Annotated in this window: 11 protein-coding genes and 3 pseudogenes; 12 read left to right on the forward strand and 2 right to left on the reverse strand. The window is 60.8% G+C overall.

The features are described 5' to 3' along the window. Window positions 1-242: 242 nt before the first annotated feature. Window positions 243-518 carry a hypothetical protein gene (locus NKI49_RS24885; RefSeq protein ID WP_352605072.1) on the forward strand — a complete coding sequence of 92 codons (276 nt, stop codon included), beginning with the start codon at window positions 243-245 and terminating at the stop codon, window positions 516-518. A 4-nt stretch (window positions 519-522) separates the two neighbouring features. On the opposite strand, the gene NKI49_RS24890 is transcribed toward NKI49_RS24885, so the two are convergent. Beyond that, window positions 523-1,323, reverse strand: a complete 801-nt coding sequence (locus NKI49_RS24890; protein WP_352605074.1) for an IclR family transcriptional regulator — start codon at window positions 1,321-1,323, stop codon at window positions 523-525. 221 nt (window positions 1,324-1,544) lie between these two features. Between NKI49_RS24890 and NKI49_RS24895 the strand changes: the two genes are divergently transcribed. The 7 genes from NKI49_RS24895 (at window position 1,545) to NKI49_RS24925 (ending at window position 8,657) form a co-directional block, all read left to right on the forward strand. Next, window positions 1,545-3,092 carry an aldehyde dehydrogenase family protein gene (locus NKI49_RS24895; protein WP_352605076.1) on the forward strand — a complete coding sequence of 516 codons (1,548 nt, stop codon included), beginning with the start codon at window positions 1,545-1,547 and terminating at the stop codon, window positions 3,090-3,092. A 60-nt stretch (window positions 3,093-3,152) separates the two neighbouring features. Continuing rightward, window positions 3,153-4,469, forward strand: coding sequence for an aspartate aminotransferase family protein (locus NKI49_RS24900; protein WP_352605078.1), 1,317 nt, complete (start codon window positions 3,153-3,155; stop codon window positions 4,467-4,469). Between the two features lie 64 nt (window positions 4,470-4,533). Next, window positions 4,534-5,703, forward strand: a complete 1,170-nt coding sequence (locus NKI49_RS24905) for an NAD(P)/FAD-dependent oxidoreductase (protein WP_352605080.1) — start codon at window positions 4,534-4,536, stop codon at window positions 5,701-5,703. Between the two features lie 44 nt (window positions 5,704-5,747). Next, window positions 5,748-6,509, forward strand: a complete 762-nt coding sequence (locus NKI49_RS24910) for an amino acid ABC transporter ATP-binding protein (protein WP_352605082.1) — start codon at window positions 5,748-5,750, stop codon at window positions 6,507-6,509. After that, a complete protein-coding gene (locus NKI49_RS24915; protein WP_352605084.1) occupies window positions 6,506-7,147 on the forward strand; it encodes an amino acid ABC transporter permease in 642 nt (213 codons plus the stop codon). Before NKI49_RS24910 ends, NKI49_RS24915 begins: the two co-directional genes overlap by 4 nt. Continuing rightward, window positions 7,144-7,803 carry an amino acid ABC transporter permease gene (locus NKI49_RS24920; protein WP_352605086.1) on the forward strand — a complete coding sequence of 220 codons (660 nt, stop codon included), beginning with the start codon at window positions 7,144-7,146 and terminating at the stop codon, window positions 7,801-7,803. The genes NKI49_RS24915 and NKI49_RS24920 overlap by 4 nt, the downstream gene beginning before the upstream one ends. Window positions 7,804-7,841: 38 nt before the next feature. After that, complete coding sequence (locus tag NKI49_RS24925; protein ID WP_352605088.1) at window positions 7,842-8,657, forward strand: substrate-binding periplasmic protein; 816 nt, start codon at window positions 7,842-7,844, stop codon at window positions 8,655-8,657. Between the two features lie 85 nt (window positions 8,658-8,742). Here NKI49_RS24925 and NKI49_RS24930 read toward each other — a convergent pair whose 3' ends face one another. Beyond that, window positions 8,743-8,937, reverse strand: coding sequence for a hypothetical protein (locus NKI49_RS24930; RefSeq protein WP_352695802.1), 195 nt, complete (start codon window positions 8,935-8,937; stop codon window positions 8,743-8,745). 439 nt (window positions 8,938-9,376) lie between these two features. Here NKI49_RS24930 and NKI49_RS24935 point away from each other — a divergent pair. From NKI49_RS24935 to NKI49_RS24950, 4 genes and pseudogenes are all read left to right on the forward strand, one after another. After that, window positions 9,377-9,637: pseudogene (locus tag NKI49_RS24935) on the forward strand (ABC transporter permease); the annotation flags it as partial. Beyond that, a pseudogene (locus tag NKI49_RS24940) lies at window positions 9,634-10,541 on the forward strand (ABC transporter permease). The pseudogenes NKI49_RS24935 and NKI49_RS24940, both read left to right, overlap by 4 nt. A gap of 643 nt (window positions 10,542-11,184) precedes the next feature. After that, entirely contained in the window at window positions 11,185-11,451 is a 267-nt protein-coding gene (locus tag NKI49_RS24945; RefSeq protein WP_352605092.1) for a helix-turn-helix domain-containing protein, read from the forward strand. Between the two features lie 131 nt (window positions 11,452-11,582). Next, window positions 11,583-12,338, forward strand: a pseudogene (locus NKI49_RS24950) (YoaK family protein); the annotation flags it as partial. Window positions 12,339-12,518: the final 180 nt, after the last annotated feature.

Below are 12,518 nucleotides of genomic sequence, written 5' to 3' on the forward strand. Positions count from 1 at the left end.
AGCGCCAAATCGATCGCGGTGAGACGCCGACCAAGTCCCGTATAGCGCGCCTGAAAACTTTCGGCGAACTCATCGACTTCATATCGACGATATGTGCGATGTAGGCAAGCCCCCTCGCCGCTCCAAGGCCGCAGCCCTCGATATGCTCCATTAGACATTTGGGGAAGTGCAACATCGCGGCTCTCGATCGCGAACGGCTCATTTGTTTTGATCGCGACCGGGCCGCCCAAGGTGGCGGACCGATGACTCTCGGCATCGACATCGGCTTTGTAAAACTTATTCTGGCTCATGCCGCTGCGGTGCACGGTCTGCCCGTCAAGGTCGAACCAGTCGATCTCGAGCGTATTGCCCTAAGGAGGCTTGGCCTCGTTGGTAAAGGCAATCAGCGCGACAGGAGACCGACCCAGGATGAACTCGAACGTCCCACCGCGTCATTCTTGCTGGCGGCAGCAGGCCGTTCGAGGTCATCGAAGGGGAATGTCGACGACGATGTCACCGCTGCCGGGGCGGTCGGATAGGTCGCTAGACCTCGCTCGACGACGGGCTACGCATCTGAACCAGCTTCGCTATCCGTTGCGCAGCGTCAGCAAGCGCAGCGCAATGCTTATCGAAGTTGCGGTCGATGATCTGGCCATATGGCCCTGTCAGACCAACGGCATAGGTGACTTTCCCGTTGGCCGGACGGATCGGGAAAGCTATCGAACCGAGACCGGGAACGTGTTCCGCAAGATCGGTGGCGTAACCGCGAGCACGGACCTCGGCCAGTTCCTTCATAAGCTCCGCGATCTTGGTCTTGGTTTTGTCGGTGTATGTACGCGACTCCGTCGCGAGGATCTTCTTCACGATCTCGTTCGGGTGATACGCCAGGATAGCTTTGGCCGAAGCGGTCGCGTTCACCGGCATCGCCATGCCCGGCATCACGTAGGTGCGCACGGGAGTGTCGGGCGCGACGCAGGTGATCGAGTGAACTTCGTTGCCATCGAATTTCGACAGGAAGGCGGACTGCCCTGTCGCATCGGCTACGTCCTGCAGCGGCTTGTTTGCCAAAGCCACGAGCCAACTGCTGTCCGGCGACATTTGCAAGAGCTTGAGGACACGGTCGCCAAGGCGATACGTACGGTTGCGGACCGTGTCTGCGTTGACCATACCGCTTTCGACCAGTGCGTTCAGCAACCTGTTGATCGTGGTCTTCGGCAATCCGAGTGCCGTCTCAAGTTCCACGGCCGTCAGACCGTGTTCGAACGGCGCCACCGTTTCCATGATCGAAATGTACCGCTCGAGCGGACTGTCCTTGAAGCCTTGGTTGTTCGATTTCGTGTTCAAAGCCACCATCCACAGAATTCAGTACACAACTACGGGAACCTTATCGTGCGACGCAAGGTAGGCGGGCAAGGCTTCCCGACGAAATCGGTCGATAAAGCGTCCTGCCATGCAAACGAAAAATAAGACCGAAATCCGGATTAAGTACCGATTTACGGCATCTGCAATTGACTCGCTTTTAAATCCTGTTAATCGGGTCATAGACCGATTTTCGGAGAATTTGAATGCCAGCAATTCCACGTGTCACCTATTCGAACATCGGCGTCGATTTCTCGCCCGTGCACTCCCACCTCGACGCACTCATTCCTGGATTCGAGCGTGACGTGTTGGGACGGGAATGGTCGACGCCCTTCGCCACCGGTGCGAGAAGTTCTTTGGCGAGTCCGATCGATGCGAGGCTTTCACTGGGCCAGTTTCCGGTCTCCACGACCGCTGATGTGGAGTCGGCGATCAAGGCTGCCCGGACCGGGGCCAAGATCTGGAACCGCTCGTCCCTCGATCAGCGCCTTGCATTCGGAGCACGCTGGCGGGAAGCACTTGCCACCCGGAAGTACGATCTCGGCCTCGCCGCGCTCTACGAGATCGGCAAGTCCCGCATCGAAGCGATCGGCGAGGCCGAAGAATGCGTCGACATGGTCGACTACTACGCCTCCGAACTGAGGGCGAACAACGGCTTCGTGCGACCGATGAACGAACTGGTGGAGAACGAGACTGCCACCAGCTTCATGAAGCCGTACGGCGTGTTCGGGGTCATAGCGCCGTTCAATTTCCCGCTCGCCTTGTCCATCGGCATGGTTTCCGGCGCTCTGTTGACCGGCAATGCCGTCGTCTACAAGCCGTCCCCGGGCTGTTCGCTGACCGGACTCATCATCGCCGAGACGCTGAGGGAAGCTGGTCTTCCTGAAGGCGTGTTCAACATCGTTGTCGGCGACGGAGAAGTCGGTCGTTTCCTGGCGACGCACGAAGGTATCGATGGCGTTGCTTTCACCGGATCGCACAAGACCGGAATGAGCATTTTGCGCCATATGGCGACGTTACCGCATATGAAGCCTGTCATCGCTGAGATGGGCGGCAAGAATCCGGCATACGTGACAAGCAAAGCGGATCTCGAGCGCGCGGCCCAGGGCGTCGCCCGGTCGGCCTTCGGACTGCAGGGACAGAAGTGCTCAGCGTGCTCGGTCGTATACGTCGACGAGAAGGTCAAAGCCGAGTTCATCGATAAGCTCGTCGCGTTTTCCAGCAAGCTTGTCGTGGGTGATCCGCGCAAGAAGGAGACCTTCATGGGTCCGATCTACGGCGATGCAACGGTCGAGCGTTTCAAGGCCGCCGTCCTCGAAGCCGGAACGACTGGCAAGGTCCATTTTGGCGGCGCCGCTCTCGGTCAAGGATTCGCGGAGAACTACGTCCTGCCGACCATTGCCGAACTGGACGGGCCCGGTCGCCTGACCCGCGAAGAACTCTTCATGCCCTTTGTCGTGGTGCGCGGCTTCGAAAGCCTCGACGCCGCGATCGAGGAAGGCAACGACATAGCGTACGGCCTTTCGGCTGGCATCTTCACCGAGGACAAAGCCGAGCTGCAGCGGTTCCTGGATGCGGCGGAAGCTGGCGTTCTCTATGCCAACCGCGCAAGCGGAGCCACCACGGGCGCATGGCCAGGCGCGCAGCCGTTCTGTGGCTGGAAGGGAACTGGCGTCAGTGGCAAGGGCGGGCTCGGCTCCTGGTTCCTGCCGCAGTACCTGCGCGAGCAGAGCCACACCATCATGACCAGGTGATCGGACTGCGGATCGCGGCTCTTCGCGACCCGGGCCACCCCAGCAAAGGTTTCGCAAATCATGCGCCATTATCCAGAGTCCATGCCCAAATCCCGCGAGATGTTCGAGCGGGCCCGCAAGGTCATGCCGGGCGGCAACACCCGGACGACCGTCTTCATCGATCCGTTCCCGATCTACGCGCAACGCGGAGAAGGCTGCCGTGTGTGGGACGTAGACGGAAACGTCTACTACGATTGCATCAACAATTTCACCGCGATGATCGACGGGTACTCGCACCCAGACGTGACGGCCGCGGTCATCGACCAGATGTCGCACGGCACAGCGTTCGGCGCTCCGACCGAAAGCGAGCTGGAGCTGGCCGAACTGCTTGTCGAGCGACTTCCCTCCGTCGAGCAGGTCCGTTTCGCCAACTCCGGCACCGAAGGTGTCATGATGGCGATCAAGGCCGCCCGGGCTTTCACTGACAGGTCAAAGATCGTCAAAATCGAGGGTGCCTACCACGGTTCATATGACTTCGCGGAGGTCAGCCTCGACAGCTCGCCGAGTAACTGGGGTGATCTCCCAGCCTCGACCGCCTACGCCAAGGGCACTCCACGTGGCGTCCTGGACGATGTCATCGCCGTTCCGTTCAACGACATCGAAGCGCTTCGAGCCGTCTTTGGCGCTCACGGCGAGACGATCGCTGGTGTCCTGATCGATCCGATGCCCAACCGCGCTGGACTGATCCCCGCTCGCAAGGACTATCTCGTTGCGATGGTGGAGATCGCGCACGCCGCCGGATCGCTGGTCATCTTCGACGAGGTGATCTCGTTCCGGCTGGGCCATTCCGGGGCGCAAGGCCTCTGGGACATCAAGCCGGACCTGACCGCACTCGGAAAGATCATCGGCGGCGGTTTTCCTGTTGGCGCGGTCGGCGGCCGCGCCGAGGTCATGGCGGTCTTCGATCCCACGCGCGGGAAGCCCGCCCTGCCCCATGGCGGCACGTTCACCGCAAACCCGATCACGATGCGGGCGGGCCTGGCGGCGATGCGCGCACTCACCCCGGCGAACTTCGATCACCTGGATAGGATCGGTAAGAAGCTGCGGGACGGGATCACGGCATCGCTGAGGCGCCACGGCCTCGACGGTCAGTGCGTGGGCCTTGGTTCGCTGTTCAAGATCCACTTCACCTCTCTGTCGATAACGGACTACCGCTCGGTCTATCCGGGTGCGGCCGAGCGCAAGAAGCTTGACTTGCTCCACAAGGAGTTGCTCGACCGGGGCGTGCTTTCAGCGAGCTACGGCCTATTCGCCCTGTCCACTTCGATGACCGACGGCGACACGGACGAAGTCCTGACAGCCATCGACGCGGCGCTCGAGGTGGTCTCCAGGAAGTAGCGCCGCCATCGCCTCGTGCCAGTGATAGGCATCGAATGACAGCCATGGAGCAATCGGAATTCAAATGACAGCCTCACCACGTGTCGTCGTTATCGGAGCAGGAACGCTCGGCATTTGCTCGGCGCATGCTCTTGCGGAACAGGGTGCACGGGTCACCGTCATCGATGCGAACTCGGTCGCATCGGGTTCAAGCGGGCGCTCGGTCGGCGTGGTCGGGACACAGTTGACCGATCCGTTCGAGATCCAGCTTCGTGTCCAGTCCGTGCGCCGTATCCGGAATTGGGAGGAGCGGCTGGGCCTCAACTTCAATCACATCGGATACCTGCGTCTTGCACGCACGTCTGCCCAGATGGACCTCTTTGCCAAGTCGGTCGAAATCCAGCGCGAGGCCGGGTTCAGATCCCGCGTCTATCAGGCGGACGAGCTGACGCAACTTGTCCCGCATATCAGTAGCGATGGTCTGGCGGGCGGCATCTTCGGCCCGGACGACGGCTTCCTAGACCCTCATGAGATGTGCGCACTGCTGGCAGCGGAGTTGAAAGGGCTGGGCTCCAAAGTCCTCCAGTTTTGCGCTCTCCTCGGCGTCGATAAAACTCGCGACGGATATCGACTGGAAACCGGACGCGGCACTCTCGAGTGTGACTTCGTGGTCAATGCCGCAGGCGCATGGGCACCTCTGGTCGCGACAATGTTCGGACAAGAACTCCACGTCCGCCCCGAGCGTCACGAGGCGCTGGTGATCCGACTGGACGAACCCCTGCCCTACACGATGCCGATGGTGATGGATCTCGTGAACGGTGAAGGGACGGGTCTCAATTTCCGTCACGAGAAGGCGGACGAACTCATCGCCGAGATCCACAAGGTGAAATCCACCGTTCCCGAAAACCCGGACGATTTCAACGATCAATGTGACGAAGATTCCAAGGTCTCGCTCGCCGAGATGCTGCTTGAGCGCGTTCCCGATCTTCCGGGTGCCCGGCTCGGCCGCGGCTGGGCTGGCCTTTATCCCGTTACAGCAGACCATCGTCCATATGTCGGGCCGATCGATCCATCGGAACCCCGCTTGATCTCGGCTGCAGGCGCTGGTGGCTATGGGATTCAGCTGGCCCCTGTCATCGGCTTGATCACAGCGGACTGGGTGCTGAGAGGTACGCCAAACACTGTTCCGTATTCGCACAAGCTGGCGCCCACACCGGACCGGAACGTCTCGGCCGGCCATGCAGCAGCCGCGTAACCCCGCGCTCCATCCACAAGGCGCTAGCGCAAGGACACCGAGCCGTGCCTGAATCAGAGACCATCGTCCGTATCAAAAACATCAATGTCACCTACGGTGGTCAATACGCCGTCAAGAACGTCTCCCTTGATGTCAGTCGCGGCGAAGTCGTCGCGATCGTTGGACCGAGCGGAGCTGGCAAGAGCACGCTGCTGCGCGCGATCAACATGCTGGAGCAGCCCTCGTCCGGCACGATCGAGGTCGGTGCGTTCAGTTTTGCCGTCGACAATAGGCTGACCGCCGGCGAGCTTCTCAAGCTCCGCAGGTCGACGGGTATGGTTTTCCAGTCCTTCAATCTTTTTCCCCACATGACGGTACAGCGCAATATCTCGCTGCCGCAGATGCGGGTGCTGGGACGTCCCAAGGCCCAGGCGTATACGCGCACGGCACAGCTGCTCGAACGCGTACACCTCGCCGACAAGGCGCATTCGTATCCCGCACATCTATCGGGCGGTCAGCAGCAGCGCATCGCGATCGCCCGCGCGCTGGCCTTGGACCCAAAGGTCATGCTGTTCGACGAGCCCACCAGCGCTCTCGATCCAGAACTCGGACTCGAGGTGCTCGCAGTGATGCGGGAGCTGGCCGACGAAGGCATGACGATGATCATCGTCACGCACGAGATTGCTTTCGCCGCAGACGTCGCCGACCGCGTGATCGTGATGGCAAACGGCGAGATCATCGAGCAGGGTTCGCCTGACGCCGTGATCCGCAATCCTTCGTCGCCGCGGACCCAACAATTCTTCCGAGCGGTAGTGGATCGCAAATGATCGACCTGCTTGTCGCGCTCATGAAGGGCATTCCGGCGACGCTGACGGTTACGGCAGGCGCGTTCGCGGTCGGCGCGTTCGCGGCGGTCCCGCTGGTGCTGATGCGGCGCTCTCATTCGCCCCTCCTCAAGATTCCGGCTCGCATCTACATCGATGTCGTTCGCGGCATACCGCCCATCGTCTGGCTCTTCATCATCTTCTTCGGCTTGGGCAGCGGACTGCTTGTCCTCAGCTCTTATCAGGCTGCCATCATCGGAATGGGCCTGGTTTCGACGGCCTACCTCGCGGAAATCTATAGAGGCGGCTTCCTTTCCGTTTCGAAGGGACAGGGCGAGGCGTCGAATGCGCTGGGAATGACCCGCGTCGACACTCTTCGCTATGTCCTGGCGCCACAGGTGCTGCGCGTGTCGGTCCCGCCGATGGCGACCTTCATGGTCAGTCTGCTCAAGGACACGACGGTCGCGTCTACGATAGGCGTGCGCGACGTCATGATGTACGCGTCTCAGCATGCCCAGGGCGGAGGCGGCAGTTTCGCGCCGTTCATCTTTGCGGCCCTGCTCTACATCGCCCTCTCCATACCCGTCGCCGTGCTTGCGCGCGCAATGGACGAGAGACTGCGCGCGAGGGGGGCGAGATGAACGAGATGCTCTCCAACTGGGTCGACTGGTCGCCTCAGCTTTTCCAGGGACTTCTTGTGAGCCTTCGACTGGCGGGTCTGGCGTTGCTCTTCGGCCTGCCTTTTGGCCTGGTCCTCGCCCTCGTTTCTTCCAGCAAGAACAGGCTTTTCCGATACTTCGCAGTTGTCCTGGTGGAGATCGGGCGCGGTGCGCCTGCACTGGTCGTCCTGCAGATGGTTTACTACGGCCTCCCGGCCTCCGGCATGACGGTCAGCGCCTTTACGTCCGGCGCGATCGCACTTGCGCTGACGACGGGCGCTTATTCGAGCGAAATCCTCCGCGCCGGACTGAACGCCGTACCTCATCGCGAGATCGAGGCGGGCCGGGCGCTTGGCATGACCTACAACGATATCCTTCGTTTCGTGGTGATACCGCAGGGCATCCTGTTCGCAGTCCCTGCCCTGATGGGCTTCGCGATCCTGATCTTCCAGGCGACGGCACTGACCTACACCATCGCCATTCCCGAGCTTCTGGCGCGCGCCTACCGAGTGGGTGCCGCCACCTACCTCTACCTCGATGTCCTGATTCTGGCGGGCTTGTTCTACCTCGCCATCACCGTCCCGTTCGGATGGCTGGTCTCGTACACCGAACGTAGGCTGGGCAGCCATCTCGGCTGAACGGCGATCAAAATCAATTCGCATCAGAGGAGAGCATAATGAACAACTGGTACAAGATCACTTCGGCAGCCGCCGTTGCTACGGCACTGAGCCTCGGCGCCGCGTCCGCACAGGACTGCAAGCCCCAGCACACTTTCGAGACCGTGTCCGCTGGCAAGCTCACAGTTGCCCTGACGAACACCGCCCCCTACTCCCTCGAGAAGAACGGCGGAGTCGCCGGAATCGACGGGGATCTCGTGAAGCGCTTCGCGAAGGAGAACTGCATCGAGATCACCTACGAGATATTCACGTATCCGGGTGCCGTCTCGGCCGTTCAGTCCCGTCGTGCCGACATCGCCATCGGCGGGTTCTACCGCACGGCCGCCCGCGGCAAGGTTGTTGCCCTATCGACCCCGGTCTACCTCGACCAACTTTCGGTCACTTCCGCGGACGGCATCGACACGGTCGACGGCCTCCTTGGCAAGAAGGTCGGCACCGTGGAGGGCTACCTTTGGGTCCAGGACATGGAGAAGCTCTACGAAGGCTCCAAGACTTACCCGTCTTCGCTCAACCTGGCGCAGGACCTTCATGCGGGTCGCATCGAGGCCGGGCTTGACGGCTTCGGTTCCGCAGTCATCCAGAACGAGGGCCAGAAATACAAGGTCCAGGTCCTGAAGCAGGATCCCCGGATCGAGGCTACACTGAATCCTTCTCAGACCGCGTTCCTGCTCGACAAAAGCAACGAAGGGCTCGTGAAGGCAGTAGATGAATCCGTCGAAGCCTACCGCAAGGACGGCGCCATAGCCGAAGCGCTGAAGGCATACGGTCTCGACCCCTCGGCCGCCAATGTCGGCGAAGCTCGCGTCATCGAGTAGTCTACCGATAAGGCAGCCCTTTCGGCCACCCCGAGAGGGCTGCCTGGGCCCCCTGCGACATTCAAGACCAAGCCCATCGCAGGTCTCAGATGGGTATGGGAGGTTCCAGCATTCTTCCTTTGAAGACGGTCGCCGTCATCGGCAAAGGGGTTACCGGGCATGAATCGCCGAAGGCTTCACAGCTTCCATATCGACGTCGTTCCTCATAGGACGCACCGACGAGAGCTTGGATAGAGCAGTCGCGAAGATCGGCGAAAGCCTCGAAGAATTCGACCGACATCACCTTCTCGGATCGGCCCCTGCCGAAATCCTGAAGCGCATCACGACGACGACAGATACCGGACGGCCGCTGCGGCTCCGAGCAGGTGATCGAGCCGGTGTCGGAAGCCGCTGAACCTGGCCTTATTCGAAGATTTCGACCGTATCTGGCCACGAGAAGCCATCCTGGCTTATCGCATCGGGCCGAACGCGGACTGACCATTGCGGATTGGAACTTATTCTACGGCCGACATGAGGCGCCTTGCAGACTCGCACATTCTGAGGCCGGAAGCTGACTGTCGACTATTGGGAGCAATTGGTCCAAAGCGGTCGTTCCGTTCTGATCCGAAGCGGTCCAAGAACCAGATCGGCCGCCCCACTAAACGTGCCCGAGGCCACCTCTGGGAAGTAGTTTTGAATCCACCAACACCGCAACAGGTCACCAATGCAGCCGTTGACACCGCTCGATCTCGACCGGCTACGGTTATGCGGCCATCATTGTCGCCTATCTCGGCGGCCTGCATCCGATCGGCATAATCTTTTCCGCGCTCTTTATGGCTGTTCTCTACATCGGCGGCGACAATGCGATGGTGTCGGCAAACTTGCCGATCGCCGCCGTCCGCGTCTTCCAAGGCAGCTTGCTGCTCGCTTACCTCGCCGCTGTGGCCTTCGTGCGCTACCGCGTCGAGTGGCGCCGCCCCCATCACCGGAGCCAGCCATGAACGCCGTCGAGTTCATCATTTCGGGCATGCTCGCAGCCGCAACCCCCTTTCTCCTTGCCGCGCTCGGCGAGCTGGTGGTCGAGCGCGCCGGTGTCCTTAACCTCGGCGTGGAGGGCCTGATGGCCCTCGGCGCGGTGCTTGCGTTCATCGTCGTCTACCACGGCGGTGGACACCTGCTGGGCTTTGTTGCCGCCGGCCTCGGCAGCGCCGTCCTGTCCCTCGTCTTTGCAGTGCTGGCACTCGGATTCCGGGCAAACCAGGTCGCCACGGGCCTTGCGATCGGCATCCTCGGCCAGGGCCTTTCGGCGCTGTTCGGCAGCTACGAGAGCCTCACGGTCAAGGGGCTCCCGAAACTTGCCTTTCCCGGCCTCTCGGAATCCCGGTAGTCGGCAGGCTGTTTGTCGAAGACATCGTCGTATGGCTTTCCCTTGCCGTGACGTTCGCGATCTGGGCGATGTTTGCCTATACGAGGGTCGGCCTTGTCGTGAGGGCAATCGGCGAGAATCCCAAGGCTGCCCACGCCATCGGTTATCCGGTCATCGCCATCCGTGTCGCGGCGATAGCCTTTGGTGGCATGATGGCGGGTTTTGCCGGCGCCTATGCGGCGGCGGTGTACACACCGCTTTGGGCGGACGGTATGATTGCCGGACGTGGCTGGATCGCGATCGCACTCGTTGTCTTTGGTACCTGGCTCGCTGGCCGCATCTTCCTGGGTGCCTGCCTCTTCGGCGCGGTTTCGCTGATGAGCCTCGCCGCCCAGGCGACCGGCCTGGACGTGTCGTCGCAACTGCTTTCCAGCCTTCCCTATCTCGTTACGATCATCGTGCTCGGTGTCATCTCGGCGGACCGCCGCCTGCTCAGGCTAAACGGCGTCGCCTCGCTCGGCGAACCCTTCGAACGCTAACCCCGATGCAATGTGATTTGCGAAACTCGGCGCAAGTTGAAGCATCCTGGCGCTGCGATCGGATGAGACGAGTTCCGCCTGGCGAGAGAAGCTGGACCCGCTGCTGTCGATGAATGTGGCCAAGCCGCAGCGTGAGTTGCTGACGCAGATCATTATCTTCGAGGAGCTTCGCTGCCCGGGCTACGTGGCGGTAGAAGAAGGCATGGTCAAATCAGACTCCGCTGGTTGGGCCGTCGCGGTCTTACCACGCGCTTTGGCGACCGTGCTGCGAAGATTTGCTCTGCAACATTCCGCGCCGCTTTTTGCGTTCTCGAAATGCCGAAGCCGGCCGCTCAGGGGTGCCCGCTCTGCTGCCAGGAGCTTTCTCCCCAGACTTCATCCGAAGACTTCATCCGACTAGGATGAGACCACAGGCCCAAGCATGCGAGATGGCCGGGCAGCGGCCCCGACCTTTGTTCCTCGTCCAACGCCTGTGTGGTGCCAGTCAGCTCGTGACAAGGTTCGTAGCGTCGAGTCGTCCGGACACGATCGCCGAGGTTCCCTATGCCAGGACGGATCACTATTTTTCGTTTTGTATTGATGTTTCAAACGTCAATGATACCATGAGGAATGTCATTTATCATATTCAGCCGCTGATACCTCAATGATCACTGCTTCCCAGCTTCGTGCCGCGCGCGCCCTTCTCGACATCGCCCAGAAAACTCTCGTTGAAATGGCAGGTGTCTCGCTGCCGACCATCCAACGAATGGAAGCCAGCCAGGGCATGCGAGGCGTTGTTGATCGCTTGATGAAAGTGATCAACGCGCTGAACCGCGCCGGCATCGAACTTCTCAGAGAACGTGTGTGCAGCGGCGATAGCGGCGGCGTCAGGTTCCGGCACGCAGATACGCGGTTGGGCAGGCCAAACTAGATCATACAAAGCCCTTGGCGCCACGCATTCGCCGTCCTTCGTCCTCCTTTCTTCCAGAAACACCCAATGAGCCTCTCCCGGCACGTCAGCTTGCGGTCCCGCCTTTCCGCTTGGAAAGGCAAGGTTCGCCCATGATCATGTATCTGCGCCGATTGACCGGAAAGGAACGAAGCGAAAGAGCCGATCGGCATCTCGCCCGTTTCCTGACCTTTGTCGCAGGGGCTGCCAATGCCGGCGGCTTTCTGGCGGTTCAGCAATACACGTCCCACATGTCCGGCATCGTTTCGTCGATGGCTGATCATTTGGCGCTCGGCAACGTCGAACTGGCGCTTTCCGGGTTGGGGGCCTTGTCTTCGTTCGTCGCAGGTGCGGCCTGTTCGGCAGTCCTGGTCAATTGGGGAAGGCGGCAGAGTCTGCAGGGCGAATATGCGTTTCCGCTGGTCCTGGAAGCGATCCTGTTGATCTGCTTCGGTCTGCTCGGCAGCCATCTTGCGCGCCACGAAGCCCTATTCGTGCCAATGACGGTGATACTGCTTTGCTTCATCATGGGCTTGCAGAACGCCATCATCACCAAGCTGTCGGAAGCCAGAATTCGAACGACGCATGTCACTGGCCTGGTGACTGACATGGGCATCGAACTTGGCAAGCTGCTTTATTGGAACATCTCAGGCAACGACTCGAACGAACTGTTCGTGAAGGCCGATCGAAGGAAACTGAGACTGCTTGCGTCGCTTGTTGCGTTGTTCTTCATCGGCGGCGTCATCGGCGCTGTGGGTTTCAAACACGTCGGCTTTGCGGCGACGCTGTTTCTCGCAGCCATTCTGCTGGTGCTTGCCTCCATGCCCGTCCTGGAGGATGTGTCCGTTCGCGTGAGGCGGCTCTGGCGGTAGTTCGACAGACCTCTGCCACACGCCGGATTTTGCCGTGCGCCAGATTTGGCAGCGCTGCTCCACCAGCTTCACGAACTTTCTTTCTCCGAGCACCTGGAGGGGGCCCTCGTCATGTGCCGCTTCGCACAGGCTAGGCACCCAATGAGCAAAGCCCGTGCAGCGGCAAGATAGATGCGT

The organism is Mesorhizobium sp. M0587 (assembly GCF_040320945.1).
In the GTDB taxonomy this organism is placed as follows: domain Bacteria; phylum Pseudomonadota; class Alphaproteobacteria; order Rhizobiales; family Rhizobiaceae; genus Mesorhizobium.